This is a genomic window from Sinorhizobium sp. GQ132 (genome assembly GCF_059758575.1).
This window is the reverse complement of the sequence record NZ_JCAXDX010000011.1, coordinates 111,770-138,753: the sequence shown is the minus strand read 5'-3', so window position 1 is coordinate 138,753 and position 26,984 is coordinate 111,770. Positions and strand designations below refer to the sequence as shown.

At 60.8% G+C, this 26,984-nt stretch carries 27 protein-coding genes and 2 pseudogenes; 15 read left to right on the top strand and 14 right to left on the bottom strand.

Annotation, left to right across the window (positions count from 1 at the left end):
- Both AC6CIG_RS24175 and AC6CIG_RS24170 read right to left on the bottom strand, forming a co-directional pair.
- Positions 1-237, bottom strand: a 237-nt coding sequence (locus tag AC6CIG_RS24175) for an FAD-dependent oxidoreductase (protein WP_498323985.1), incomplete at its 3' end; no start/stop codon positions are given.
- Between the two features lie 475 nt (positions 238-712).
- Positions 713-1,284, bottom strand: a pseudogene (locus tag AC6CIG_RS24170) (TetR/AcrR family transcriptional regulator).
- A gap of 113 nt (positions 1,285-1,397) precedes the next feature.
- On the opposite strand from AC6CIG_RS24170, the gene AC6CIG_RS24165 reads away from it, so the two are divergent.
- Complete coding sequence (locus AC6CIG_RS24165) at positions 1,398-1,961, top strand: DUF308 domain-containing protein (RefSeq protein ID WP_324765344.1); 564 nt, start codon at positions 1,398-1,400, stop codon at positions 1,959-1,961.
- A 302-nt stretch (positions 1,962-2,263) separates the two neighbouring features.
- Here the strand turns inward: AC6CIG_RS24165 and AC6CIG_RS24160 are convergent, their stop codons facing one another.
- Together AC6CIG_RS24160 and AC6CIG_RS24155 are read right to left on the bottom strand one after the other, a co-directional pair.
- A complete protein-coding gene (locus AC6CIG_RS24160) occupies positions 2,264-2,413 on the bottom strand; it encodes a hypothetical protein (RefSeq protein ID WP_498323981.1) in 150 nt (49 codons plus the stop codon).
- 556 nt (positions 2,414-2,969) lie between these two features.
- Complete coding sequence (locus AC6CIG_RS24155; RefSeq protein WP_498323980.1) at positions 2,970-3,176, bottom strand: hypothetical protein; 207 nt, start codon at positions 3,174-3,176, stop codon at positions 2,970-2,972.
- 276 nt (positions 3,177-3,452) lie between these two features.
- Here AC6CIG_RS24155 and AC6CIG_RS24150 point away from each other — a divergent pair, with 276 nt between their 5' ends.
- Positions 3,453-4,169 carry a Crp/Fnr family transcriptional regulator gene (locus tag AC6CIG_RS24150; RefSeq protein ID WP_275598326.1) on the top strand — a complete coding sequence of 239 codons (717 nt, stop codon included), beginning with the start codon at positions 3,453-3,455 and terminating at the stop codon, positions 4,167-4,169.
- An 82-nt stretch (positions 4,170-4,251) separates the two neighbouring features.
- Here the strand turns inward: AC6CIG_RS24150 and AC6CIG_RS24145 are convergent.
- A pseudogene (locus AC6CIG_RS24145) lies at positions 4,252-4,668 on the bottom strand (amidohydrolase family protein); the annotation flags it as partial.
- 1,007 nt (positions 4,669-5,675) lie between these two features.
- Here AC6CIG_RS24145 and AC6CIG_RS24140 point away from each other — a divergent pair.
- Positions 5,676-5,825 carry a hypothetical protein gene (locus AC6CIG_RS24140; RefSeq protein WP_498323979.1) on the top strand — a complete coding sequence of 50 codons (150 nt, stop codon included), beginning with the start codon at positions 5,676-5,678 and terminating at the stop codon, positions 5,823-5,825.
- Positions 5,826-6,063: 238 nt separating this feature from the next.
- Here AC6CIG_RS24140 and AC6CIG_RS24135 read toward each other — a convergent pair whose 3' ends face one another.
- From AC6CIG_RS24135 to AC6CIG_RS24105, 7 genes are all read right to left on the bottom strand, one after another.
- The gene (locus AC6CIG_RS24135) at positions 6,064-6,387 is read right to left on the bottom strand and encodes an IclR family transcriptional regulator domain-containing protein (RefSeq protein WP_498323978.1); all 324 of its coding nucleotides are present in this window, start codon (positions 6,385-6,387) and stop codon (positions 6,064-6,066) included.
- The gene (locus tag AC6CIG_RS24130; protein ID WP_498323977.1) at positions 6,375-6,644 is read right to left on the bottom strand and encodes an IclR family transcriptional regulator domain-containing protein; all 270 of its coding nucleotides are present in this window, start codon (positions 6,642-6,644) and stop codon (positions 6,375-6,377) included. The genes AC6CIG_RS24135 and AC6CIG_RS24130 overlap by 13 nt, the downstream gene beginning before the upstream one ends.
- Positions 6,645-6,914: 270 nt before the next feature.
- A complete protein-coding gene (locus tag AC6CIG_RS24125; RefSeq protein WP_498323976.1) occupies positions 6,915-8,864 on the bottom strand; it encodes a molybdopterin biosynthesis protein in 1,950 nt (649 codons plus the stop codon).
- Positions 8,865-8,872: 8 nt separating this feature from the next.
- Positions 8,873-10,000 (bottom strand): molybdopterin-binding protein, encoded by a 1,128-nt coding sequence (locus AC6CIG_RS24120; protein WP_498323975.1) that lies wholly within the window; start codon positions 9,998-10,000, stop codon positions 8,873-8,875.
- 45 nt (positions 10,001-10,045) lie between these two features.
- The gene (locus tag AC6CIG_RS24115) at positions 10,046-10,876 is read right to left on the bottom strand and encodes an extracellular solute-binding protein (protein ID WP_494296725.1); all 831 of its coding nucleotides are present in this window, start codon (positions 10,874-10,876) and stop codon (positions 10,046-10,048) included.
- Positions 10,877-10,897: 21 nt separating this feature from the next.
- Positions 10,898-11,620 (bottom strand): ATP-binding cassette domain-containing protein, encoded by a 723-nt coding sequence (locus tag AC6CIG_RS24110; RefSeq protein WP_498323974.1) that lies wholly within the window; start codon positions 11,618-11,620, stop codon positions 10,898-10,900.
- A 1-nt stretch (position 11,621) separates the two neighbouring features.
- Positions 11,622-12,314 carry an ABC transporter permease gene (locus AC6CIG_RS24105; protein WP_437416567.1) on the bottom strand — a complete coding sequence of 231 codons (693 nt, stop codon included), beginning with the start codon at positions 12,312-12,314 and terminating at the stop codon, positions 11,622-11,624.
- Positions 12,315-12,403: 89 nt separating this feature from the next.
- Here AC6CIG_RS24105 and AC6CIG_RS24100 point away from each other — a divergent pair, with 89 nt between their 5' ends.
- Positions 12,404-13,279, top strand: a complete 876-nt coding sequence (locus AC6CIG_RS24100) for a substrate-binding domain-containing protein (protein WP_498323973.1) — start codon at positions 12,404-12,406, stop codon at positions 13,277-13,279.
- Positions 13,280-13,396: 117 nt separating this feature from the next.
- Here AC6CIG_RS24100 and AC6CIG_RS24095 read toward each other — a convergent pair whose 3' ends face one another.
- Positions 13,397-13,603 (bottom strand): DUF6494 family protein, encoded by a 207-nt coding sequence (locus AC6CIG_RS24095; RefSeq protein ID WP_018099301.1) that lies wholly within the window; start codon positions 13,601-13,603, stop codon positions 13,397-13,399.
- A 100-nt stretch (positions 13,604-13,703) separates the two neighbouring features.
- On the opposite strand from AC6CIG_RS24095, the gene AC6CIG_RS24090 reads away from it, so the two are divergent.
- The gene (locus tag AC6CIG_RS24090; RefSeq protein WP_018099300.1) at positions 13,704-14,999 is read left to right on the top strand and encodes a hypothetical protein; all 1,296 of its coding nucleotides are present in this window, start codon (positions 13,704-13,706) and stop codon (positions 14,997-14,999) included.
- Here the strand turns inward: AC6CIG_RS24090 and AC6CIG_RS24085 are convergent.
- On the bottom strand, positions 14,935-16,989 hold the full coding sequence (locus AC6CIG_RS24085) for a 4Fe-4S binding protein (RefSeq protein ID WP_498323972.1): 2,055 nt from the start codon (positions 16,987-16,989) through the stop codon (positions 14,935-14,937). The genes AC6CIG_RS24090 and AC6CIG_RS24085 overlap by 65 nt on opposite strands.
- A 158-nt stretch (positions 16,990-17,147) precedes the next feature.
- On the opposite strand from AC6CIG_RS24085, the gene AC6CIG_RS24080 reads away from it, so the two are divergent.
- The 10 genes from AC6CIG_RS24080 to AC6CIG_RS24035 all read left to right on the top strand — a co-directional run bounded on the left by AC6CIG_RS24080 (position 17,148) and on the right by AC6CIG_RS24035 (position 26,513).
- The gene (locus AC6CIG_RS24080; protein ID WP_437416563.1) at positions 17,148-17,894 is read left to right on the top strand and encodes a biotin/lipoate--protein ligase family protein; all 747 of its coding nucleotides are present in this window, start codon (positions 17,148-17,150) and stop codon (positions 17,892-17,894) included.
- A complete protein-coding gene (locus tag AC6CIG_RS24075) occupies positions 17,885-18,427 on the top strand; it encodes a DUF6505 family protein (RefSeq protein WP_498323971.1) in 543 nt (180 codons plus the stop codon). Before AC6CIG_RS24080 ends, AC6CIG_RS24075 begins: the two co-directional genes overlap by 10 nt.
- Entirely contained in the window at positions 18,424-19,440 is a 1,017-nt protein-coding gene (locus AC6CIG_RS24070) for a DUF6352 family protein (RefSeq protein WP_018099296.1), read from the top strand. Before AC6CIG_RS24075 ends, AC6CIG_RS24070 begins: the two co-directional genes overlap by 4 nt.
- 10 nt (positions 19,441-19,450) lie before the next feature.
- A complete protein-coding gene (locus tag AC6CIG_RS24065) occupies positions 19,451-19,969 on the top strand; it encodes a DUF3305 domain-containing protein (protein WP_102763336.1) in 519 nt (172 codons plus the stop codon).
- Positions 19,962-20,690: a DUF3306 domain-containing protein gene (locus AC6CIG_RS24060; RefSeq protein WP_498323970.1), complete on the top strand. Its 729-nt coding sequence runs from the start codon at positions 19,962-19,964 to the stop codon at positions 20,688-20,690. Before AC6CIG_RS24065 ends, AC6CIG_RS24060 begins: the two co-directional genes overlap by 8 nt.
- Before the next feature lie 107 nt (positions 20,691-20,797).
- Positions 20,798-21,472 carry a TorD/DmsD family molecular chaperone gene (locus tag AC6CIG_RS24055; protein ID WP_498323969.1) on the top strand — a complete coding sequence of 225 codons (675 nt, stop codon included), beginning with the start codon at positions 20,798-20,800 and terminating at the stop codon, positions 21,470-21,472.
- 44 nt (positions 21,473-21,516) lie between these two features.
- Positions 21,517-21,726 carry a formate dehydrogenase gene (locus AC6CIG_RS24050; RefSeq protein WP_102763934.1) on the top strand — a complete coding sequence of 70 codons (210 nt, stop codon included), beginning with the start codon at positions 21,517-21,519 and terminating at the stop codon, positions 21,724-21,726.
- A gap of 7 nt (positions 21,727-21,733) precedes the next feature.
- Positions 21,734-24,655 (top strand): formate dehydrogenase subunit alpha, encoded by a 2,922-nt coding sequence (locus tag AC6CIG_RS24045; protein WP_102763334.1) that lies wholly within the window; start codon positions 21,734-21,736, stop codon positions 24,653-24,655.
- 13 nt (positions 24,656-24,668) lie between these two features.
- A complete protein-coding gene (fdh3B, locus tag AC6CIG_RS24040; protein WP_018099290.1) occupies positions 24,669-25,265 on the top strand; it encodes a formate dehydrogenase FDH3 subunit beta in 597 nt (198 codons plus the stop codon).
- Between the two features lie 222 nt (positions 25,266-25,487).
- On the top strand, positions 25,488-26,513 hold the full coding sequence (locus AC6CIG_RS24035; protein ID WP_498323968.1) for a formate dehydrogenase subunit gamma: 1,026 nt from the start codon (positions 25,488-25,490) through the stop codon (positions 26,511-26,513).
- Positions 26,514-26,984 lie beyond the last annotated feature (471 nt).

The following is a 26,984-nucleotide window of genomic DNA, read 5'->3' as shown; positions in this document are numbered from 1 at the left end:
AGTTGTATGTTCTATTTTCAAGCGATGAAACAATGGCTTGCCTCGACGGTTCTGCCGACGGCACCAGCCCCAGTTCCGGCTGGACTGTTCGCAACCGACATATCCTTTTTCGATAAGGGCCACCGACAGGCCGCGCCGCGCCAGAAAATAGGCCGCGCTGGCGCCTACAATCCCGCCGCCGATCACCACAATGTCCGCAGACTTGGGTAGCGTTTCATCACTGCTGATGTGGTGGATACTAGGGGGGCCTCGGCAACCAATGAGAGTTGGCAGTCTCTTCGACTGGTGCCGCAGAATGAACGGACTGCAGCTTCTTTTCGGTATTTTGCGCCGAAGATCGCCGGCATTCGGCGAGTGACGCGGACGAGGCGAGGCGAGCCCTGAGGCGTTTGCGAAGCAATGCGACAGCGCCTGCGCCGGTGGACCCGTACGTGAGTGCGTGGTGTTCGAGAATCTCTGGTCTTCAGGGGGATGCCGCTGAACGTCCCCTTCTCGCGCGTCGCACCCTGGTTTGCTCCGCAGGATAACAGCTTTTGGGGAATGGCTTAGCTCTGCTGAACGACTGCCATGTGGGGCGCAAAGCGGTCGCATAAGACGGGCCTCATCCGCCGGGACACCGCGCCGATTTCTTCCGCCGGTGCGGCGCCGGCTCCACCAAGACTTGAGCAGGTATCACAACGCGATCCTGCACACCGCCCTTCGCCATGAACGACTAGCTGCGGAGGCGAGCCACATGAGGACCCACGATTGACGAGAAAATTCGAGGCTGCCCGGCGGCGCGGGCCGATAGCAGGGCTCCATGCACAATGGCCATCATGATTTGGGCCTCCTGCTCCGGCGAAGCGTCTAGTCGAAACGAGCCTTGCTTTTCTCCATCTCTTAGAACCGATGCCAGCCACTCCATCAGGTTCTGAAAGTGACGCCGAACCAGCCCGGCAACCTCGTCGGGGAGCATCTGCATCTCGCTCGCCAACATTGCGCAGACACAGAAGGGCTGCGAGGCGTCGAGGACGCACTTCTGCCAGTAATCGAGATAGGCTTCGAGTTGGTTGGCGGGGTCCGCGACATTGTTTCGAAGCGAGTTCAGCCCGTCTTTGGCACGCCCTACATAGCGTTCGACTAGGACGGCGACGAGCGCCGCCTTGGTTGGGAAATGGGGTGGATGCTGGCCTTCCGAATCCCGATCGCGTCGGAAATGTCCGCATAGCTGAATCCGTTGTATCCCCCGACGACGACAAGAGACTGCGCGACATCGAGGATTTTTTCCGAGGTACTGAGCTCCATGTTCGGTATCTACCTTCTGATAGGATGATCGTCAAATACATCGCGACTTCGTGAATTGACCGTGCAGGGCCTACCAAGTAGTAGGTAGATCGTTCGATCTCAAGGAGCATCCAATGCATCACCAAACTAAACCGCAGTCGACGTGGCTGCGCTCCTACTACTATGCCCGTGCTGGCTTCTCGATCTTCTGGGTGATCGCGGCCACTTCGGCAGCAAGCTTGTCCCCTGTCGCCTCCTTGCTTCTCGTCATCTACCCCGCATGGGATGCGCTCGCGAACCTCGTCGACGCCAGAGCCCACGGCGGCCTCGCCGCCAACAGGTCACAGATGCTCAACGTCTTTGCCAGTTCAGTCATGGCGATCATCGTTCTCTTTGCCGTGATGAAAGACACGTACGCTGTTCTGGCAGCCTTCGGCATCTGGGCGATCCTGTCCGGACTTCTTCAGCTCTACACCGGCATCCGGCGCTGGCGGTCAGTTGGAGCGCAGTGGGCGATGATCCTGAGCGGCGCGCAGTCAATGCTGGCAGGCGGCTTCATGATCAAGCAGTCGCTCGGTTCCATGCCGCCGACCATTCTTGACGTCGCTCCTTATGCCGCTTTCGGCGCCTTCTACTTCCTGGTCTCGGCAATAGCGCTGACTGTTGCGGCCTATCGTGGGCGGAGGAACCCAGCCTGAGAAGGTGATGAGGCTGCGGAGGAACGGCGTCCCTCCCCGCCTCGCCCGTGTAGTCGGCGGCGCATAGATCATCAGTTTCGTCGTCATGTTGTTCCAGTGTCTTGAGGATCCACCGATTACTCGGGATCAGCGTCGATGCATGCGATGAGGCCGTCGGGGCCGGTGGGACATTGAGCCGACCGATCTCGGGGCGGAAATCTCCGGTGAAATCGACGCGGGCACGGATCCCGGCCGCCTTCAATTCTTCAAGCGAAAGAAGCTTAGTGGCGGTGCGGGACCCGACGAAGAACCGGTCCATGTAGTCACGAACGCCTGCGTGGCCCTCGAACCGCTCCCGGGTCGTCGATGACGGCGTCGTGAGCGAACAGGTGCAGTGCCGCCTGGGCGTCGAAAGAATTGGTAGCGCGGATTAGCGGCTCGACCACATGTCTATAAGGCTGGTTGGTGGTCATGCCTTACCTCCGTGCTGCCAGCTCCTGTAGACGAACTCAAGCGTGTATCCGTCGGGGTCGGTGACCGGGGCCGCGTAGTAGCGAGGATCTGGAGCTGAGAGCCCGGAGGGTGAAGCTCATGCACTCCCGCTGCCATCGCAGCAGAATGGGCGGCGCCCTGCAGCGCGACAAACAGGGTGAGACGTGATCTCATCCAGATTATCGCTTTATAGCGCCACCATCGCCTCGAAATTGGCAACGAATCCTACCTGCACGGCGCGGGCGACGCGGCGCCGTCTTGAAGCCACAAGAACATCCAGCCGTCCGCGCCGAAGCCGTTGAGGTCGGGGTGCCCTGGCGTCCGTCCCTGCCGTCGCAGTCGAGGCGCTGGCTCGTGAAGAACAGCTCCCTTGAGTCCTTGCAGGCATCCGGCCATCAGTGACCGGAATGTCCCGTGGGCGTTGAAAACGGACGTAAAAAGCACTTGCACAGATTGAACGAAGGACAGGTAACCTGCAAGGCTTGTGAATACGCAGGCGCGCAGGTGCGCTCCAAGGTGATCGGGAGGTGCTGCCCATCACATACGTTCCGCCGCCGCGGCCAGGCCTGCAGCGTCGCGTATTCCGGACTGATGGGCACCGATCAGCCTCGCTGCGAGTATTGCAGCCTCCTCGGAATTCAGTGGCAATGCCCGCAATTGCAGTTCGCGACGGAAAATGCCCTCGATCAACTTGAGCTCGTCAGGCCCTAGTGGATCAAGGGTGCATACTCGTTGGTGTCTCATTAGCTCTTCCTCCCGGGCCTCGCGATCGCCTCGGTGCCGGGGGAAAGTCTACGCGTCTTGGTGTACATGGCGAGTCAATACTGCGCCTCAAGGACAAAGGGTCTGGAACCGTACAATCACCGCGGAATTGGAGAAGACTGTCCTTCCGAACCATGCTGGCTTGCACATAGTCGATGGGCAGCCGGCATGCTAGAGTCATGTAACACCGATCCGCAATCCTTGGCAGAAAGCGGCCGACAGAGCCGCGGTGCTCCGGCTCCCAATGAGGGGAAGGCAATGGCGATTCCACCCCAAGCTTCGGTTAACAACCAGTTGCTGGACCTGCTTCCGGAGCTTGACTATAACCAGGTTGCGCCTGACCTCGACTATGTCAAAGTGGCTAGAGGCGCTCTGATCGCTACAGCCGGCGCCCCCATAGACCATGTTTATTATCTCACGTCCGGGATTGGCTCCCTGGTCGCCTCGACGCCTGAGGGTAACAAAGCGGAGGCGGGTATCTTCGGGAGTGAAGGTTACATTCCGACTTCTGCTGCGATGGGTGTAGAGCTCAGCGTCCACGACATCATCATGCAGATCGAAGGAGACGGCTACCGGATGGAGTTCAGCGCATTCCGGAAGTGGATGGATCTTAACCGGAATTTCGCCCGGGTGATGATCCGATGCATTGAGGCCTTCTCGATTCAGCTTACCTACACTGCGGTTTCGAACGCGTTGCACGGGGTGGACGAGAGATTGGCCAGATGGCTTCTGATGTGTCACGACCGTGTACCAGGCGACGAGATTCCGCTGACGCACGAGTTCATTTCGCTGATGCTTGCGGTTCGCCGTCCGAGCGTCACAACGTCGCTCCACGTCCTTGAAGGCTACGGTTTTATTCGCTCGAACAGGGGCAACATCATTATCCGGAACAGGCAGGCCCTCGAAGAGTTCGCCCGGGACGCCTATGGCAAGCCGGAGGCGGAATACCATCGACTTATGACTGCGCTCTTCTGAACCCGCGAAAATACGCATCCAGCCCGCCCTGGTACAAACAATGCTGCCGTCGCGGGCCGCAGGGTGTCGAGAAAAAGGCGAAGTCCCTTTCGGCGATCAGCTTGGCGGTGGCCCCGTCCATGAGGAAGCCGTGTTCGATGCACTTCACACCAGCAGCGATAGCCTTCCGGATCGCATCCGGAGTGAGAGCGTGCGCGGCGACATAGGTGCCCCAATTCTCGGCAATTTCCACGGCGGCCCGCAATTCTGGCTCGGTAAAGGTGGTGACGTCGAGCGGGCTGAAGGGTGAAGACACCCGCCCGCTCGTCTCCATCGGGGTGAGCAGGACGCCGGTCCTCCTTCGCAGGTCGGTGAGCTGGCGGAAATCGCCACGCCCGCTAGTCACTGTGATTATGGCACCGGACGGATAGATGCGCGGTCCGGGGATGATGCCCCGGTCTACCGCCCGCTTCAGGCTGAACGCCGGCCCGCCCACGTCGCGAACGGTGGTGACCCGGCGGCGGCGTTTGCCAAGGTCGCCCGCGATGCGTCCGGGCGGGCGACGTGCATGAATAGTGTGGGAGCCACGGGCGCGACAAGTGGTCCGGTGCCGTTAGGCGAACCTTGGCCCAGGCAGCAGCGGTTTCCGCATTTCCGCGCCTTTATCACTTGGCGCTCACACCATCACCAAAGAGCTTCTGCGCACGGCTGGCTTTGTTTCGATCGATTTCCTTTATCCATGCGCCTTAAGCTGGTTAAGCGAGCGGGCGGAGACCATACATGACCAATCATCTAGGCTCCGCGTCGTCATTATCAAAAACCCTTCTGCCATTTAAGATTTCACCGGCGCCGCCTAAAGACAACCAGAGATAGAACACCGACGCATGATGGGCCCCACTAAGCTGAACTTCGTCCGGTAGCGTACGGCAACCAGAGACGACCTACACTCGTTTTACGGACAACTCGACGAATAGGGAATTTCGCCAGCTATTCGGCTGACGAACCCGTCGGCTCAACTGCCAACAGAAGGCGTCCTTTGAGCTGCGCCAGGGAGGTTCAGATGCAAGTGACGGATGCTTGGGGAGAGTGGTGGCGAGGGCTTGGACATGTTGCCCGATGCAACCGCGACATGGCACGGACACGCGAAGCATTTGATGCTGGGTATGCGGCCGGCCGTCTCACACATCGACTAGCCGCTGATGGCGCAGCCGAAATTGCGCGAGGCACGCGTCCGGGGGCGCAAAGACACGAGACCTGGAGAGCTACAAGAGCAGCGCGGGAGAGCACCTAGCTGCCAGACGGAGGTTTCGCCACGGCCGTCCCTAGATGCCTGCCGTTGAGCAACTTAGAGATTGCCACCACCAACTGTGCCATAGCGAACGGCTTCCCGAGATGATGCTATTGGGGACGCCTTTCGACGCCCTATCGGGAGCGCTGTCTCCACTCACGTAGACGACCGGCATTTCGGGATCGACCTCTCGGCTGAAACGCGCGACATCCCAGCCATCGGGAGCCTGCTGAAACTGCATGTCGGTGATGACCCCTTGTGTGGTGGTCAATGCATTGCTCAAGATTTTCAATGCCTTCTTGCCACTCTCTACAGCAAGACAGCAAATCCGCCTCGACAAGCGTCTGTTCGAAATCGAGCAGAAGCAGCCCCTCGCCCTCTACCAGTAAATCGCGACCGCTTCCATGGTGCCCCCGTCGCGGCCATGCGGCCGTAGGTCTCAAACGCAGTGACGGGCCACCAGTTCGCTAGAACTTCCAACCCCCGCTCGGGTAAACGCCTTTCTCCGCCCTTCTACGGAGGTGTCGAGGTCATAACGGATGTGCCCGGACGCGGCAAAACCAAAACCTGCCGCTTCTGGAGCCTATACGTATGGAAGTGCAGGTAAGAGGATTATATCGAATCTACTTATCGACGAGCACCGCTGACCAGCGAAATGGAATGGGCGGCAGCAATTACGAGCGGGGCGAACTGCTCTTCCGCTTCCTCTGACGTGTACCGGTTGCGCGAGACGCCGATATTGATCGCGCCATAGGCTGCGCCCCTTGCATCGAGGATGGGGGCCGCCACTGAAAGATCGCCGTGGAAATACTCCTCGAAGGCGGCGTAGCCTTGCGCCATCGACTTCGTGAGCTTGGCGTTGAGCGCGTCGAGATGCCAGTAGTGTGCGGCGTGAACGGGTGCGGGTTGGATTTGGAGAGGATCGTATGCGCCTCCGCCTACGGCAGGCACGACAGGATCGCGATTCCCGGCGCCGTACAACAGGCCAGCAGGCGCGTCCCGATAATCACGTCATTGTCGAGGACGTGGCGACTCATGAAGCGTGACACGAAGACGATATCTGTGTCGTCACGAACCGTTAGATTGACGGTCTCCTCAGTCGTCTTACTGAGATGCATGAGGTAGGGCGTGACGCGTTCGACCAGGCTGCTGCTGGCCCGGCTGTAGTGATAGCCGAAATCAAGCGCCTTGACGGAGCTTGGTTTCACCGTTCTTGCTTAGATAGCCGAGCTTTTGCAGGGTGTGGGTGAAGCGCGGGAGGCGCTCATGTCGAGCCCCGTCTCCTCGGCGATCTGCGACAGGCGCGCGTTTCGTCGAAGGCTCTCAGTACGCGGAAGGCAAGCGAAACACCAATGTCCATCAATGATGTTTCGGACGATCAAGGATTATGAGGCACGTTATAGCCTTCACCCGAGCCGGGCCAGCCTTCGCGCAGCCATGCGAAACAGTGTTACCTCTTCTCGATCAGGGACACGAATTCAGCGAGCTCGACTGAATCCCGCCCGCTCCAGCGCGTCCTGCATATCAGGCGACAGCAGGGCGGCAAGGAATGCCTGAACTGCCACCCGCTCCTTCCGGTCCGTAACTAGCGCGAAATCAAAGTGCTCTTGCGTCAGCGGTATGAAACCCAAGCCAGCCGCGCGCGCGACCGGCCCGATCGTGACGCCCCAGTCGGCGCGTTTCTGTACGACAGCGGCGGCGACTGCATTGTGTGAGCGAGGCTGGTTCCAGTAGCCATCAGGGCGCGTCTGGCCGAGCAATTGGTCGATCAGGATGCGCGTACCGGCACCCTGGTTTCGATTGACCATCATGCATTCTGGATCAGCCAGAGCAGCCTCCACCGCCTCCGGCGCATTGCGGCCTTCGAAGCGCGCGTCACCGCGGCGGAACACGATGCCTTGTATGCGCCGCCAGCCCGGCACGAGCTCGATACCCTCGCTAAGGAACGGCGTGTTGTAGACTTGTGTCTGAGGGTCGAAAAGATGGATCGGCGCAAGGTCGCACTCACAGCGTTTAGCGGCTGCAAGACCGCCCAGGCTTCCGACGGCCAACGATCGCACCGAAATCCCTTGGCGCGCGATCTTGCTCACGACAAGATCAAGGCCTGTGCAGTGACTGCCGATCACAACGAGGTCGGGCACTCTGACCTGCGGCGTGAACAGCGTCACCGGCACTTGTGCGCCCGCTGGCAGATGGTCGTCGAAGGCGTCAATGCGGATAAAGCCATCAGCCTGGGCGAAGGCGGTAATCGCTCCCGAGCCCTTGCCGGTCGCATAGGCCATCAGTCCGTCCCGCCCCTGCACCAGCGAGACCATGACAAACTCGGTGCGCCCCAGTTCGGACGGAACGCGGAACGGAAGCTGCGCACTCGTCTGCGCATCAACGCGCGGCGGCAGCCCCGCCATGCGCCGCAGGATGGGCACCACCATATCGTGGAAGGTGAACATGGCCGAGGTCGGGAACCCTGGCAAGATGATAACCGGCTTGCCGCCGCATACCGCCAAACAGAGCGGCTTTCCAGGCTTAAGCGCAACACCATGAGCAATGATGCCCGGTTTCCCGAGGCGGCCAATAATACGGTAGCTGACATCTCCCGCACCCTTGGAAGTACCCCCGGACAAAATCAGAACGTCATGGGAGGCGAGCGCCTCACGCATCGCGGTCTCGAGCCTGGCTTCGTCGTCTGGAAACGCGCCCAAAAAATGAGCCTCGCCCCCGTTTTCGGTGACCGCCGCACTAACGATCGGCCCATTGGCGTCGTAAATGCCGGCCGGCTGCAGCGGTTCGCCCGGTTGCACGAGCTCATCACCCGTGGACAGAACAGCAACGCGGAGTTTGCGGGCCACCGTTACCTGCGGGGTTCCGCAGGCTGCAAGTATCCCGATCTCACGCGCGCCGATCACCGACCCAGCCCGCAACACGACCTCTCCTCGCGCCATGTCCGATCCGGCGGTGGAGACGAACTGCCCCGGCGAGACAGCACGCCGCACTTCGATGGCCCCACCCTCGGCTGGCTGAGTATATTCCACCATGACGATCGCGTCCGCACCGCGTGGCAGAGGCCCCCCCGTGGCGATGGCTGTGGCGGTCCCGGGCAATACCGCAAGTTGCGGGACGCTGCCGCAGGCAATCGTTTCCCTGTTCAGCATCAATCGAACAGGCTGTAGGTCAGAGGCGGCAACCAGATCTGCTGCCCGTACCGCAAACCCATCGACATTGGAACGGTCGAAAGGTGGAATGTCGACCTGCGCCGCGACGTCTTCTGCAAGAGCCAGCCCGAGCGCCTCAGCTAAACTCCATTTTTCAGTCAGCACCGACCAGGGAAACAGCGCTGCTTCGAAACGGGCCAGGGCCTCCTCACGTGACAATATCGTCAGAAATTGCTTCTGGTCGGTGTTTTGCGGGATCGAAGAAGGAGACTTCATCATGAGGCTGCTCAGTTCACATTGCGAAGAGGCATCGCTGTGACGGACGTGCCGACGTCATATCCCTCACTATCGCCCGGCACTGCCAGCCAGGCATCGGCAAGCCGCATGGCCTCCAGTGAAAAATTACCAACCGCAAGCGGCGTCCACATGGCCTGCTCTCTGCCGAGCAGGACAATCTCACTGAGCCCGACCTTCGACGCAATCTTTCGCGAGAGCGGCAAGGTTGTACCAATCCGCTTCGAGCGGCCTGATAAACGGTCCAGGATCGGCTGGACCAATGCAAGAAAGCCGGCAAAGACATGGTCAGGCGCCCCGGCCAAAGCGACCAGCGGTGTACTGCCAAGCAGGCCGATCGCCGTAGTATCGCCAGGCCGCATGGCGATACGATGCGCAATCAACGCGTTGGATAGCGTCAAGGCCTCGGCAGTCGCATCGAGGCGGCCTGCACCAGTGCCTCCGACCAGGAGAAGCAGATCACAATTCTCGCCGGCAAGAGCGGCCGCGATCGAAGCTGCATCACGGTTCGCGGTCTCTATCGCGGCGATCGTCGCATTCGAGGTCATCACACATTCGGCAACGAGGCGCGTCGAGAACGTCTCATGGTTTACGGAAGCGACATCGATCACACGCACGCGCGGGCTGCGTACGGGAATCTGGCTCAACCCTGCTTTGCGAGCGATCAGCAGGTCCGCGGCGCCGACTATCCCGCCTTCGAGAACCGGGGGTCGATGTGCGGTCATGTCCTCCCCCACCCGGCGCACGCCCTGACCGGGAGCAGCCTCGCCGACGGCAAGAACGATTGGGCTGCTGCAATCGATCAGATCGGCTTGCAACACACAGTCCGATCCAGTCGGCATGACGTCGCCCACTTCCACCCGGACCGGGGCCGTCGAAAGCGCCAGAGGTGAGTAGGCGGACGCTCCCACGAGGTCGAGTGAACAACACGCCCAGCCATCAATCGTCGCAATGTCTCGCAACGGCAGTGCCGGCAAGGCAGCCGGCATCGCCGCGGCGACACGACCAAGCGCCCGGTCAAGCGGCTCCGACCGGGGAGCGATAGGCATCAAACCACTGAGAAGCGCCGCAAGCGCCACTTCCAGGCTTATCAGGGCGCTCGTCGGAGGATGCACTGTCATCATCGCCCGATAATGGGACAGATGCGGGCACCTTGGCAACAGACCTCAGATGCGCTGTCCGCTCGCATTTGGAAAGAAGAGTTGCTGGCCATCGATCTTGTACTCACCGATCGCCTTCTGGCCCTCAGGCGCAAGCAACCAGTCGATGAATATCTGGCCCAGCTCCGCCTTGACATCGGGGTGTTTTTCCGGGTTCACCAGCATGACGCCATACTGGTTGAACAGCCGCTTGTCGCCCTCGACGGAAATGGCAAGATCACCGCGGTTCCTGAACGACAGCCAAGTGCCGCGATCGGAAAGGACGTAGGCATTCATGGCAGATGCGGTGTTGAGCGCCGCTCCCATCCCCTGTCCGATGTCCTTGTACCACCGGCCCTTTGCAACCTCGATATCGACGCCCGCGTCCTTCCATAGCCTGAGTTCCATAAAATGGGTGCCCGACCGGTCACCGCGTGAGACAAATGGCGCTTTTTTTGCTTCGATCGAAACTAGGGCGGCCGCGATATCCGTCATTCCACTGACGCTGGCGGGATCACTTTTCGGGCCAATCAACACAAAATCATTGTACATCACGTCGGAACGCTTCACTCCGAAGCCCTCCCGAATGAACTTCTCTTCCTGTGCCTCGGCGTGAACGAGGACCACGTCGGCATCGCCACGGCGTCCGGTGTCGAGTGCCTGGCCGGTGCCCTGCGCCACGACCTTGACATCGATCCCAGTCTCTCTCTCGAACAGCGGAAGAATATAATCGAACAGGCCCGTGTCCTGGGTAGAAGTCGTCGACGCGACGACGATCGACCGGGTTTGGGCCTGGGCCGGCGTCACGCCGGCCAGGATCAGAAGCATTCCCACAGAGAACAATCGGCGGGTCGGCATTTTCAATCTCCGTTCTGTCGATCAAAGGACGAGATCGCCGCGTATAAAGGCCGCAGCCTGCGGCGTGGCTGGACGATCGAAAAAATCCCTAGCATTGGCATGCTCGAAGAGACGGCCTTGTGCCAGGAACACGACATCTCCGGCAAGTCTGCGCACCTGGCCCAGATCGTGTGAAGCCATGATGATCTTGGTGCCCGAATGGGCCGTCGCAAGGATGATTTCCTCCACAAAGCGCGTTGCCGCCGGATCAAGGCTTGCGGTCGGTTCATCGAGCAGGAGAATTTCCGGCTGGCGCGCCAGAGCGCGCGCAAGCGCCAGTCTTTGCTGTTCACCGCCCGACAAACGGCGCGCAGGCCTCGAAGCCAGCGCACTTAGGTCAACACTGTCGAGCAATTCCTCGGTGCGCTGGGCACGCAGGCCGCGCGGGCAACCGGCGTGAGCAAGTCCATACGCAACATTCGCGGCAACCGAGCGCCGCAACATCACGGGCTTCTGAAACAGGATCGCTCGGCGTTCGGGGCCGGCATCGATCCGGCCACCCCAGCTCACGACCCCCCGCGACGGGCCAAGCAAGCCCATGCACAGCCGCAACAGCGAGGTCTTGCCCGCCCCATTGGGGCCAAGAACAAACGTCGGCGCTCCCAGCCCGATCGTCAGGCTTATTCGGTCGAGTATGGTCGTCTCACCGGCGCCCAGCGATACGTCATCGAAGATTAGGGGAAGATTGCTTGCAGCAGCGCGCATTCTAACCGGCCCTTTCCACGGCCCATACCCGCACACCCCAGGCAGTGGCATTTACCAGCAGAATGAGAAGAATAAGGATGATGCCAAGCCCGATCGCAAGGGCAATATTTCCCTTTGAGGTTTCCAGAGCGATCGTGGTGGTCATAGTCCGGGTGAAGCCATCGATATTGCCGCCGACGATCATCACCGTGCCGACTTCGGCCGCGGCCCTGCCGAAGCCTGCAAGCAAGACGGTAACGAGGCTGAAGCGGCTGTCCCACAAAAGTGTCGCAACCCTGCTGGCCCAGCCGACCCCCATGGCGCCCAACTCCTCGCGATATTCGAGCCAAAGATCCTCAACTGTCTGGCGCGTCAGCGCGGCAATGATGGGCAGCACCAGAAATGCCTGCGCGATAACCATGGCGGTCGGCGTAAAGAGGAGACCGAGTTCTCCCAGCGGCCCTGACCGCGATAGCAGCAGGTAGACGCTCAAACCTACGACAACCGGCGGCAAGCCCATGAAACCGTTCAACACCACGACCATTGCCGTGCGGCCGGGGAAGCGGGTCAGCGCGAGAATGGCACCAAGCGGAAAACCGATAACCCCCGCAGCCACGACAGCCGTCAGGCTGACGGCCAGCGACAGGCCGACGATCGCAAATAGGGTGGCATCTCCGGATGCGATAAGCTGCCATGCAGTGAGTGTTTCCGACATGAGGCATCTTCCCTTGTCGTAATTTCCGGCTTTTTTTTCCTATATGTCAAATTATTGAACAATCGCGCAAATATGCATAAAAATGCAGGATGATCCTGCTGACCACATCCGAGGCTGCTGACTATCTTCGCTTGGGAGAGCGTAAGATTTACGAGTTGATTTCGAAGGAACGAATCCCGTGCAGCAAGGTGGCAGGCAAATGGCTATTTCCACAGCACGAACTCGACCGCTGGGTCCTCTCGGGGCTCGTGCAGCCGGCGGGAATGATATCGCTCGAACTGCCACCTATCGTGGGGGGGAGCCAGGATGAATTGCTGGAATGGAGCCTGCGTCAGTCAGGCTCGGGGCTTGCCACATTGGCGGAAGGCACTGAAGACGGCGTCGCGCGGCTGCTGCGCGGAGAGGTCGCGGCCGCTGCGATCCATTTCCATAGTACGGTGGCCGATGCAAATGTCGATGCGGTAGCCGCCATGCCACGGCTAAGCGATGCGGTGCTGGTCGGCTTCGTCCGCCGCGAGCAAGGCCTATTGCTGGAGCCGGGCAATCCCAAATCGCTGAACGGTCTCAATGACGTCCTGACGAGTGGTGCGAGGATGGCCGTTCGTCAACGCGGTGCTGGAGCGGATATGCTGCTTGCTCAGTTGCTGGCGGATTTAGGTGCGAAACACAGCGACCTCAATCGACTGGAGCCGCCCTGCCTGACCGGTCCCGATCTTGCATCCGCCGTGCGGAGCGGCCAGGCGGATTGCGGCATTGCCACACGCGCCGCCGCTCGCACCGCTGGCCTGGAATTCCTGCCGCTGCTGTGGGAAAATTTCGACCTGCTCATGCGTCAGCGAACCTATTTTCAGCCCTCCTTCCAGGCGCTGTTAGGTTTCTTGCCGCAAAAGGTTTTTACCGACCGCGCCGTCGAGCTTACCGGGTATGATACAAGCCCGGCCGGCCGGATCCGGTTCTTCAAGTAGAGCGCTTGCGCGTTCTTGAGAGAATGGACAAAGGATGCTCGAACACCTTGACTGAGCATCGGAACCGTTAAAATGCGTGCAACTTTCGGTCGAAAGGGCAATGCAGCATCCGCTGGCTCATCCCAGATCGATCTCGCCTTCCACGACATGATTCAGGCCGGCGGCCTCCGACGTGATGACGGCCTTGACGATCAGCTTCCCTTGTCCTTTCAGACCTTTTTGCTCCACTGCCTTCTCTATCGCCTGTTGCGAGGTCACCCCGACCTGCTTGAGGAACTTGCGCATGGAGACGTTGAAGGGGTCGGTTTCCATATTCGTGATCATATGATTGCCTCGAACAGAGTGAACAGTAAGGTCGATCCGGCACTTTCCGTTCCTGCAACGGAGACCATCGCCAATCGAGCATGAATCCGTTTGAGGTGCAATGAAGGCGATGCTCGCTATACGCTGCCTGGTGGCAGCCGCTTCCTTCCTCTTCGGCGCGACTGCGCATGGGGCGGAACTGCGCGGCCATGGAGGCCCGGTGCGTTCAATCGCCATAGCCCCTGACGGACAGACAGCGATCACCGGCAGTTTCGATACCAAGGCGATTATCTGGTCGCTTGAAACGGGCGAGGCGCAGCAGGTGCTGCTGTTTCACGAAAGTCAGGTCGATGCCGTCGCTGCTTTGCCGCGGGGGCGTTACGCCAGCGCCGGGGCCGACGGCCGAATCGCAATCTGGGAGGCCGGACGCAGCGCGCCGGTATCCGTGTTGCATGGCCATGACGGGCCGGTTGTCGCACTGGCAGTCGCGCCCGACGGCTCTACGCTCGCTTCTGCCTCCTGGGATACGAGCGTGCGTCTGTGGCCGCTTTCCGGCGCTGCGCCGCGCATACTCAAAGGCCACCATGGCAATGTTAACGCGGTCACCTTTCTGTCCGACGGAACGCTTGCAAGTGCGGGCTATGACGCAGCCATCATACTATGGCCGCCGGGACATGACGCTGCGCCGATGCGAATATCCATGCCGGGGCCACTCAACGCCCTCGTGACGATGCCGGGCGACCGCCTGCTTGCAGCAGGCGCAGACGGGACATTGCGCCAGCTCGACCGAAGCGGCGCGATTGTGGCCGAGGTCAGGGTGTCCTCCGGCCCCCTGATCGCACTAGCGGCTACGGCTGATGAGAAATACATCGCCGCCTCGGCCATCAGGGAGGGCATCGTGTTGCTCGACTCCCGCACCCTGAAGCCGGTTCACACCCTCGGCAGTGCCGGCGTTGCGCCGGTGTGGGCCCTTGCCTTTCCACGCCGTGCCCGAACGCTGCTGGCCGGCGGTGCGGACAACATAATAAGCGAATGGGATGTTGAAACCGGCAGGCGGCTTGGAACCTCAGCCGCGATCCAGGCCGATCTCATGAGCGAATATGCCGGCAATCCGGACGCCGAAGTCTTCCGTGCCTGCATCGCCTGCCATACGCTCGGCCCGGAGGACGGCAATCGCGCCGGACCGACGCTGCACGGCATCTTCGGCCGCAGGATCGCGTCGCTTGCCGGCTATCCCTACTCCCCCGCTTTCCGGCGGATGGATATCGTCTGGACGCCGGAAACGGTGTCGAAGCTCTTCGAACTGGGGCCAAGCATATATACGCCAGGGACCAAGATGCCGGAGCAGACGATCAACGATCCCGAGGATCGTGCAGCGCTGATCCGCTTTTTGCAGGCTGAGACCCGCCGCGACTAAACTCAACCGATTTGTCTGTCGTTGCGTCGCGCTCCCGCAAGTAATCCTCCGTCGTCCGTGGAGCGGGACGGCCCGACGCTTCGTAAGGATCGAACCCTTCATTCATGACGGATTCGACACGACAGTTATCGCACATCCGCACGACATCGAGGCGTCGGGCATTCTCGCCGGAAAACATCCAGTGCTTGCCCTCCAGCTTGTCAACGATGCGCTCGACGGTACTTTTCGTTCCGAATGGCGCGTCGCATCGAATGCAATGGAACGGCTCTTCCTGTTTGATCACCCGGCGGGGCCCATTCCAGGCCTGGAAATCCAGTTGCGGTACCAACGCGATTGCCTTTTCTGGACAAGTCGCGGCACAGAGCCCGCACTGGACGCAGGCGCTCTCGGCAAAATACAAAGCTGGCCGCTCTTCACTGTCGGAGAGCGCGCCCGTCGGACAGGCCGATACGCATGACAGGCACAGCGTACAGGCATCGACATTGACGTCGAGCCCGCCAAATGGCGCGGCCGCTGGCAATGCCGTGCGCTCCACCGGCGTCGGAGCGGCCTCATACAAGCCGATCACCGAGCTTTTCAGCAAGCTGCGCTTGCCTCCGACCGGCAGGAATGTCACCGGCTTTCGCGCATCCGCTTGCGGCACCATCCGCCCGAGAACCGTTTGCAGATCATCGGGGTCGTCCGCTTCGATCACGCCGCAGAGATCGGCTCCATAACCCAGTGATTGTCCAAGAAGATTGGCGATGGTGACGTTTCTGGCTAGGCCGGTCAGGTCATGTTTCCCCCTCGCCGAAGAAAGGGCCCTGATCGCCACCGCTCCCCAGGCGGCCGGTGCAGTCCACGCCTCGACCCCCAGCTGCGTTATCTCATTCACACCGACCGGCAGCACATTCGCGGGCAGTCCCTGCCCGAAACGCGCCAGCGCATCGATAAGCGGCTCTCCATGACCTTCATCGTGAAACAGCACGATCGGATCGCTGCCGCCTACCCTGTGATAGGTGAGCAGGAGCGTGCGCAGGCGTCGAAGCAGGGCCGCCGCATCCGGGAAAGCATAGGCGGCGGCACCGGTCGGACAGGCGGCCGCGCAACTGCCGCAGCCGGCGCAGATATCAGCGTCGATCGCGACATGGTCGCCAGCGGGTGCAATCGCACCCGTAGGACAAAGATTGATGCAGCGCGTGCATCCGGTGATGCGCGAACGCGAATGGGCGCAAAGATCGGCGGAAAAATTGATATAGCGAGGCTTTTCGAATTCCCCCACAAGGCCGGCTGCCTTGGCGATCGCGGCAGCAAGGCCCGCGCGGTCGGCCGGATCCGCTCTCAGATAACCTGCCCGCAATTCATGGGCAGGAAACAGGGGAGCGCCGCCGGAAAGGTCAAGAACTATATCGGCATTCGATAGTGCGCCATCCCGCGGCGCGCCAAAACGCAGACGCTTGCGCGACGATGGCGATGGCATCGCGAAATCGTCGATCGTCAGTTCAAACGCGCCGAGATGACCGCGCGCGTTGCGGATCGTGCCCTGCACAACGGGGAAATCCCAGACGCGATGGGGCGTGACATCGTCCGGCCGCGTCAAAAGAACCGTGACGTTCATCTCGTCGGCAAGCTGCCGTCCAGCCTCGATCGCCGCTTCGTTCCGGCCATAGACGAGCACCACGCCGTTGCTCGCGAGCGTAACGCTGGTCGGCGAAGTGACCGTTTCCGCCGCCATCGCCACGAGTGCCGCGGCTTTCGGCCCGGCGGATGCCCCTTGTGCCGACCAGCCTGACGTCTCGCGGATGTTGACGAAAGCGAGTTCGCCCGCAAAGTCACGTTCCTGCGCGACTTCACGGAAAAGCCGTTCCTGCTGTGTGCAGGCTATCGTGATGTCGTCGCCTCCATTCAATGCGTTGCGGACGCGGTCGAGTTCGGCGCCGCAGAGTTGATTTCCAGATTGGATTTGGTCGCTTGAGCATCCACGGGCGACACTCTGGCCAAAGTCCGGCATGCTGCGTTCACAGGAACAAACAAAGACGGTGCGTGGTCTGTCTGGGATCATGCTCTTCTCCCCCCGCATCACGGCACCGCCCGACAACGGTGGCGCCTCCACTTCGGATGCATTATAAAGACATTAGGCTCGCCGTCATCAGAAATGGGACCGGCATCATGTTTCAGCACGCTTCGGTGATGGACCACGCCATCGAACTGCCCCCGCCCTACAACCTCGTCATGATGCGCGAGACCGGCGACGCTTTTGCACACGCTCGCGCCATTGCCGCCGAATGGGGAGCAGGGACGCTGGTCTGGGCACGACGTGACGATCTGGCAGAGTTCGCCGTCGTGCTGGAACCGGAAATGCCGCTCGTGCATGCACGCCTGGCCATCTATGCTGGGATGAATGCACTGGCCGATGCGCTTGCCACACATGCGCCCCCGTCACGACCCATCACCTTCGACTGGCCAGACGCGATCCGTGTCGACGGGGTCTTGGTCGGCGGCGGACAACTGAGCTGGCCGGCGGGAACCGGCGAGACCGAGACGCCGGCCTGGCTTATCTTCTCGACAATGATCCGCACCACGATCGTGCGCGTCCACGAACCGGGTCTGCGGCCGCTGTTCGGCGCACTGGACGAAGTGGGTTTCGAAGCCGTCAATACCGGCGAGATCATCGCCAGCTTTTCACGTCACCTGATGGTCGGCTTGGACGAATGGCACGACACCGGCTTTGCGCGGTTGGCCAGGCGATGGCTGGACCGCGTGTCGCCCGGAGGCCACAATGGACGGATCGCCGACAACGGGGATCTGCTGGTTCAGGCCGAACCCGGCCAGACTTCCCTCACGAGGCGGAGCCTGGCGCAGGCGCTTGCATCCTGTTCCTGGCTCGATCCCGCAACGGGAATGCCATGGCTTTGAACCTGCCGCGCACCATTCGCCTCGATCCGTCCGATACGTTCGTCTATTCGCGCGCCGCCGAGCCCGGCGAATGGGCAGTATCGGGCACATTCCTTTTCTTCGGCATCGACCCCGAAACCCTCGCCGGCAAGAAACGCCAGGCTTTTCGAGCCGGCTTCCTGGGCATCGAGAGTTTTGGCTGGTCCACCCTCGTTGTCGTGACGGAGGTGAAGGCGGAAGAACGCGCTGCGGCCGTTGAACGCCTGGCCGAACAGTTGGTCGCGCATTGCGGCGCCCCCGATCTTGAAACAGCGCGGCCGGCCGCCGAAGAAGAAATCGCGTTTGCGCAATCGCTTTGCGATCACCCGCCAAACACCATACTTGCCCTCCACCGCGCCAGCGAGCAGACTGGGATCCGGGAGGCGTTCCGTACCCTTCACCCGAAGGTGGGTCGACTGGATATGGCAACGGCCTTCAACGCTATAGAGATTGACGAGGAAAACGACCGGATGGAAGAGTTCGATATCCGGACGTTGGCGGGAAGGCACACGTGAAGGATTTCTGGGTATCTTCGGGTCACCATCTCCTCGATCGGGACGAGGCAGACCGGCTTATAGTGACCGACGCGTTCCTCAAGGCTTATCTCGCTCGCCCCGAACTGCTTCCGCCGGAAGGGGCGTGTGAGGTAGAATTGCGTCTGCACCATGAGCTTCTGATGCATCATCCGCGCCGTCCGGTCACTCAGGACGAGATCGCCGTCATGGGCGACCCGGATGCTCGCGAAAACTGGGCGTTCATGATCTCCTTCCGCGACCGGCTTCTTGCCACGCCCTCGCTTGAGGCCGCTTATCTGCAACTGGCGCTCGGTTCGGCAGCCGACACGCCTCCGCTGTTCATGAACCAGCTCGCGCAGGTCGTGCTGCGCAATGCACTCGACGGCGAGACCGAGCCCGCGGTGTTGCGCGCCGCCGAGCTGTTCTATCGCCCACAGCGGGTAAGCTTCCATGAAGGAGCGCTGCTGCTTGCCGACGCGGAAACAATAGAAGTTCACGAGCAGAACCGCCACACTTCACCGCTCTTGAGCATGCTCGGCGGGCCAGCCGTCACCGAACTCGAAATCCTGGACGAGACGAACGCCGATAGCTATTTTGACAGGAGCGATGCCTTTGACATGGTGCTCCGTCTAGGTGGCGCCCACAGCCCCGCGCGTCGCGGCCTTGCCGACGCAATGGAAGCCTGGATCCGCCATCTGGTCGCCGTCACGGTAACGATCGAACCGGTCGAGCGGATCGAAGACGACAACTGGGCATGGTTCGTCGGCCTTGACGCCGAGGCGACACGCATCGGTAATGCACTGTGGCGAGGCGAGGACCTCGACCCCGAAACGGCGGAGCGTATCGTTGCGTTGTTCCGCCTCCGCTTTTCCGACATTGGCGAGGTCAGGCCCCAAGTGGGTGCTCAACCGATCTGGCTGATCATGGCGATGACGCCCGATCGAATGATCCGCATGAAGCCGCAAAATCTTATTGCCGGTCTGCCGTTGTGCGCTACGGCGCAAGCGACCTAGGAGCGCAGTCATGGTGCGGGAAACGGAAAAAGTCGGTGTGATCGTGGAGAGGCGAGACCTGGATAGCCCATGGGCGGATCATTCCTGGGTGCCAGTCGCCGCGCTCGCGGGCGCACCGGTCGCGACACCATGGACGGTGCTCGAACAGACGACGAGGCTTACGCGCTATTATGCAGGGACATCCGACATTGAATTTTTCGGAACGGATACAGCGATGTACCGGGAGAACCTGCGTTCACAGCGGCCTAGCCTTTGGATCGCCCTCCGACTCACGGATTCAGCTCCGGGGATCGTAGTCCATCTGGTGACAGCAGATCCGGCTGAGGCCGAAGCTCTGACGGAAACCAACACAGACATTATCGAAGCCGTTGCGATGCCGATTGAAATACAGGAGCGCCTTGCCGCATTCGTGGAAGCTCATCATGTCGAGCGTGCGTTCGTCAAACGCAAGCGTGATCGGACAGATCCCGAAGCCATGGCAAGTCGGATTCATGGTGGCTCACAAAGCAGGACGACAAGGGATGAGTGACGGCAGCGACAATCATCTTGCCCGCTGGTCGCGCCGCAAGCTGGCCTCACGGCGAGAGCAAACGTCGGCGGCCCCTGAATTGGACCAGGCATCGGGCGAGGTCGCCGAGAATAACGATCCGGTGGCCTCCTGTCCTGAGCGCAACCAGCCAGAGGCGGAAGCAGTGGAGCTTGAGGGTGTTGGGGTGGTCGAGCCCCTCCCGCACCTCGAAGACCTGACTGCCGAAAGCGACGTTGCGGCTTTCTTGAAGAAAGGCGTTCCGTTGGCGCTGAAGCATGCGGCGTTGCGCAAGGCATGGTCACTGGACCCCGGAATCCGCGACTTCGTCGGCCCTTCGGAATATGCCTGGGACTTCAACAAACCAGGCTCGATGGGGGGGTTTGGTCCGCTCGACGCAAAGGAAACCGTCGTGGGCTTCCTGTCGAATGCGGCGCGTGCCGTTGACACCCTTACGAAACCGGAGGCCGTTCCGCCACATGAACAACGGGCCGATGCCGTGCCGGATGCGGCACTTCCTGTCGAGGATCCAGAGAATTTAGCGACGGAAAAACCAGCCACCGACGAGCCGCCCGCGACAGAGGCGCCAGCTCTCGAGGCGGCAACCAATGTAAGCGCATCGGTTGGATTCAAATCTCACACGCATTGGCCGGACAAGATGCGTCCTTCTCAGCTTCCCGGGGCTTACTCCGGGCCCCGACATGGCGGAGCGATGCCACGCTGATCCGGTAATTGCCGGGATCTTATGTGGTAACCTGTCAAGGTCAGGCTGTTGCATTCGTTCGGTATCGGGTTACTATGAGAAACCCATTCAGGCAGCACGGTCATGGTATGATGAACCCCGACTTGCTTTCAGATCAGGCCTGGGAACAGCCAGATGGAGCGGATGCTTCAATCTTCGGTGCAGGAACAGCTGTTCTCGATGACATCGACCAGGCCCGGGCGGACGAATACGCACTCCTCGCTTCACTATTGATCACCCCGCCGGACAGGGAATCGCTCGCCGAGCTTTCATGCTTGCAGGACAACAGCGATGCACCGCTCGGCCGTGCTCACATTGCACTTGCTCAAGCGGCAGCATCGTATTCGCACGATGCGATCTGTCGCGAATATTCCGAGCTGTTTATTGGCGTGGGACGCGGCGAACTCCTTCCCTACGCATCCTATTATCTCACCGGCTTCCTCAACGAACGCCCGCTTGCGCGCCTGCGGGCAGACATGGCCCGTTTCGGTATCGAGCGCGCCGAGGGCAATTGCGAACCCGAGGATCATCTGGCCAGCATATGCGAGATGATGAGCGGCTTTGCCGGCAATCACTTTGCCGTCTCCCACGACGAGGAGCAGGATTTCTTCAAACGCCACGTCGAGCCGTGGGCCGGGCGTTTCTTCAGCGACCTGGAACACGCTAAGGCCGCCAAATTCTACCGGTCGGTCGGCACGGTCGGTCGGCTTTTCATCGAGATCGACAGCGAAGCCTTCGCCATGGCGGCACGGCAAAACGCATAGGCGCATGCCCGGGCGCCAAGCCCACTGAGGAGGAGGATGCCAAGATGCAAGACGAGCGACAAACGGCATTGGGCCGGCGCTACTTCCTTAAGGCATTCGGCGGCGCAACGACGACCGTCGTCGCGGCCGCGGCGCTCTGTCCCACCGATGCTCAGGCCTACGACCCGGGCGAAGAGGAGATGCGGGGCCGGTATCGCGAAACGGACCACGTCAAGGCCTACTATCGCGTCAATCGCTATCCTGAGCAGAAGTGAGGGTGCCATGCTTACGAAGCGCAAGGATCGGCAGGCAAGCCGCACGCATCTGCAAACCCTGACCGGCGGCATGGCAGCGGCCCCCTTGGACCGGCGGACATTCCTCCGGCGCTCCGGCCTTGTCGCCGGCGGCCTGGCGGCACTCGGTTCGTTCCAACTCGGAACAGTCAAAAAGGCCGCCGCGATCAGCCCCCCCCAACCGGGCGTGCCGATTGAACTCAAAAAGAGCATCTGTACCCACTGTTCTGTCGGGTGCACCGTAACTGCGGAGGTCCAGAACGGCGTGTGGACGGGGCAGGAACCCTCCTGGGACAGCCCCTTCAATCGCGGCTCGCATTGCGCCAAAGGCGCCAGCGTACGTGAACTCGTGCACAGCGACCGTCGTCTGAAGTACCCGATGAAGCTCGTCGACGGCCAATGGGAGCGTACCACCTGGGAGGATGCGATCAACGGCATCGGCGACAAGCTTCTCGAGATCCGCGAGAAGTCGGGGCCGGAATCCACCTACTGGATGGGGTCGGCGAAATTCTCCAACGAAGGCACCTATCTCTTCCGCAAGCTCGCCGCTCTGTGGGGAACCAACAATCAGGATCACCAGGCCCGTATCTGTCATTCGACGACGGTTGCCGGCGTAGCCAACACCTGGGGCTACGGCGCGATGACCAACTCGTACAACGACATCAGAAATTCCAAGACGATGCTCGTTCTTGGCGGCAATCCGGCCGAGGCGCATCCGGTCGCGATGCAACATCTGCTTGAGGGAAAGGAACTCAACAACGCCAATTTCATCGTCATGGACCCGCGCTTCACGCGCACGGCTGCCCACGCCACCGAATACGTCCGCTTCAGGTCCGGCACCGACATTGCGCTGATCTGGGGCATGCTTTGGCATATTTTCGAGAATGGCTGGGAGGACAAGGAATTTATCGCGCAACGCGTCTACGGAATGGATGAGGTTCGAAAGGAGGTCGCCAAGTACACCCCGGACGAGGTGGAAACGATCACCGGCGTGCCCGGCGAGCAGTTGAAGCGCATCGCCGAGACGTTCGCGACCCAGAAGCCATCGACGATCATCTGGTGCATGGGCCAGACGCACCACACTGTTGGGACCGCGAATACGCGGGCGAGCTGCATCCTGTGTCTCGCTACCGGCAACATCGGCAAGCCGGGCACCGGCGCCAATATCTTCCGCGGCCACGACAACGTTCAAGGCGCGACGGACATCGGGCTCGACGTGGTCACCCTGCCCTTCTACTACGGTCTGACGGAAGGGGCCTGGAAGCATTGGGGGCGGGTGTGGGAGATCCCCTATGACGACCTGTTGGGCCAGTTCTCTTCCAAGGAACTGATGGAAACACCCGGCATTCCGTTGACCCGATGGTTCGATTCGGTTTCACTGCCAAAGGAAGACGTCGAGCAACCCGACATCATGCGGTCGATGTTCGTACAGGGCCACGCCAGCAACAGCATCACGCGCATCCCCGAGTCGATGAAGGGGCTTGCCGGACTTGAGCTGCTTGTCGTGGCCGATCCTCACCCTACGACCTGGGCCTCGCTCGCGGTGCAGGCGGGGCGCAAGGACAACACCTATCTCCTGCCGGTTTGCACGCAGTTCGAAACCTCGGGATCGCGGGTCGCCTCCAACCGCGCGCTCCAGTGGGGCGAGCAGATCGTCCCCCCAAGCTTCGAGCAGAAGGACGATTATCAGGTCCTGTACCTGCTCTCACAGAAGCTTGGCCTCGCCGAATGGATGTTCAAGAACATCGCCGTCGAAGGCGATCGGCCGGTACCCGAGGACGTGCTGCGTGAAATGAACCGCGGCGGCTGGTCGACCGGCTATTGTGGCCAGTCGCCCGAGCGGCTCAAGGCGCATATGCGCAACCAGCACAAATTCGACCTGCTCACCCTGCGCGCGCCGAAGGACGACCCGGAGGTCGGCGGCGATTATTACGGTCTGCCCTGGCCATGCTGGGGAAAACCGGAACTCCGTCACCCGGGAACTGCAAACCTCTACAGCACCGGCCTGCATGTCATGGACGGGGGCAGCCCATTCCGCGCGCGCTTTGGCGTGGAACGCAACGGCGAAACGCTTCTTGCCGAGGGTTCTTACACGGAAGGTTCCGAACTCACCGACGGTTATCCGGAGTTCACCATGGCCGTGCTCCAGAAACTCGGCTGGGATCGGGATCTCACCCCAGAAGAACTAGGCATCATCCAGACGATCGGCGATGATATGGGCGACATCGGCAAGGTGTCGTGGTCGACCGACCTGTCTGGCGGCATCCAGCGCGTGGCGCTCAGCCATGGCTGCCACCCCTACGGGAATGGCAAAGCCAGGGCGCTTGCCTGGAATTTGCCGGATCCGGTGCCGATCCACCGCGAGCCGATCTATACGCCCAGGGTGGATCTTGTAGCCAAGTATCCGACCTATCCAGACGCCAAGCAGTTCCGCCTGCCCAATATCGGCTTCAGTGTGCAGAAGGCGGCTGTGGACAATGGCACCGCGAAATCGTTCCCGATCATTCTGACGACCGGACGCCTCGTCGAATACGAGGGTGGCGGTGAGGAAACCCGCTCGAACCGGTGGCTTGCCGAGTTGCAGCAGGACATGTTTGTCGAGATCAACGTCGACGATGCAGCCGAGCGCGGCATCAGTGACGGAGGTTGGGTCTGGGTCAACGGAGCGGAGAACGACGTGAAGGCAAAGGTAAAGGCTCTGGTCACCGAGCGTGTCGGCAAGGGTGTCGCATTCATGCCCTTCCACTTCGGCGGCTGGTTCCGGGGCGAGGACTTGCGAGCCAATTATCCCGAAGGGACCGACCCTTACGTTCTCGGCGAAAGCGCCAACAGTATTACCACCTACGGCTACGATCCCGTAACGGGGATGCAGGAACCGAAGGTTACGCTTTGCCAGATCGTTGCGGTGTAGCGGAGGAACGAAGATGGCACGGATGAAATTCCTTTGTGACGCCGAACGTTGTATCGAGTGCAATGCCTGCGTTACCGCCTGCAAGAACGAGCACGACGTTCCGTGGGGTATCAATCGGCGGCGTGTCGTCACCATCAATGACGGCAAGCCGGGCGAACGCTCCGTCTCGATGGCCTGCATGCACTGTACGGACGCACCCTGCGCGGCAGTTTGTCCCGTTGACTGTTTTTACACCACTGCGGATGCCGTGGTGCTGCATTCCAAGGACCTGTGCATCGGCTGCGGCTACTGTTTCTACGCCTGTCCGTTCGGCGCGCCGCAATATCCACGCGTCGGCAATTTCGGCTCACGCGGCAAGATGGACAAATGCACGTTTTGTGCGGCAGGACCGGAGGCCGACTCGACGGAGGTCGAGTATGCGAAATATGGAGCCAACCGGCTGGCCGAAGGCAAGCTGCCACTCTGTGCGGAGATGTGCTCGACGAAATCGTTGCTGGCTGGCGACGGAGTGATCATTGCCGCGATCTACAAGGAGCGTGTGACGCAGAGAGGCTATGGCTCGGGCGCATGGGGCTGGCATACCGCCTATCGGGAGACAGTGGACGTCTAGGGCATCCTGCAGCCGATAAAGTGATCTGAATGCAGAGAAGATGATCTGGAATCTAAGGATAGAGCGCCATGCATCATCCTTTCACGCTCAGGAAGGACGCTTCAGCGCTTCGGTCGAACATCGGGATAGCCGGAAACGGGTTCCGTTTCGGTACGGTGGTCCGGGAAAATCGAGATAGCGGGTGCTGCTTGGCGTCGCAGCGAAGTTGGGAGGACGGAGCAAATGCGTATCTGGAGCCTTTATCGACTGGTCTCGGCGGCGGTTGCGGCATTCATACTGGCTTTCGTCCTATGGATGGCGCCCGCCGGGGCGCAGGAGCGCGCACCGGTCAACAACCCCGGTGCGCAAGAGGTGAGCGAGCAGCAGCTTCTTGATGAGCTCGGCAAGATCCAGGGTCGGGTCACGATACCCGACGGCAAGGCCACAACGCTGCAACAACCTCAAGGTCGGGACTATCAAACCTTCGAGCGGACTGCTCTACCCTGGGTTGGTGCGTTCATCATTATCGGCACGCTGCTCTCGATAGCGCTGTTTTATCTCATCCGGGGCCGTATTCGGACACAGGCAGGCGAATCAGGTCAAAAAATTCTCCGGTTCAACGCGCTGGAACGCCTGCTCCATTGGACAACCGCAACGGCCTTCATCGTCCTCGCGATCACCGGTTTGAACTTGATCTTCGGAAAGCGCCTGTTGATGCCGCTGATCGGGCCGGAGGCGTTCTCGACCTGGTCGATCTGGGCCAAGTACGCGCATCATTTCGTATCCTGGGCGTTCATGCTCGGCGTCGTATTGATGTTGTTGACGTGGATCCGACACAATCTCCCGGACCGCTACGACGCAAAATGGCTTAAGTCCGCCGGCGGATTCTTCGACCGGTCGAACCAAACGCATATACCGGCGGGACGTTTCAACACCGGGCAGAAACTCATCTTCTGGTCTGTCGTGGTGGGGGGGACTGCGTTGTCGGTCTCAGGCGTGTTCATGCTGTTTCCGTTCTCCTTCACTGACGTCAACGGCATGCAGATGGCCCAATATGTCCATGCCATCGTGGGCCTCATCATGATCGCGGTGATCATTGGGCATATCTATATCGGCACGCTCGGTATGGAAGGTGCCTATCAGGCAATGGGCTCTGGTTCGGTGGACCTGAACTGGGCCAAGGAACATCACAGCGCTTGGGTGGAAGAGCAGCAAGGCAAGACCGGTGCCCGGACACCGCCGCATACTGCCGCTGAGCCGGCGGAATAGACCAGCCATATTCGCACCCGAACGGCGATCTGCGTATCGCGCGTCGTTGCAGAGTTGCGCCACCTGTGCCGCGAAATACTCTGGCAGAACCTAATGCAAAGCAGTTCTGCATTGCTGAAAGGCGAGGCATCCGAGGACGAAAGGGCCAAATTTTGATACCGCTCGGATGTTCGATCAGAGGTTTTAAAGTCACCTGTGCAAAGACGCTCGGAGCCTCCTACGAAGGTTTCTCCTCGTTGTCCGCAGTAACGCTGCCGGGTTCGCCCGACCAGTTCTTTCCGACGAGATTGTGACCTGGATCCCCAACCCGGGCGCCCTCGGTCCTGTAAACCTCCCAAGCAGGCTCTGCCGGCTGTACGTTCGTAAAATAATAGCCGGTACCAAACGCGATCGCTCCTACAACGACTACTCCCGTCACGATTATCCCCATTGCGGCCTCCTTCGCTTCCGTTGCCACTCGATGCAGCCGCG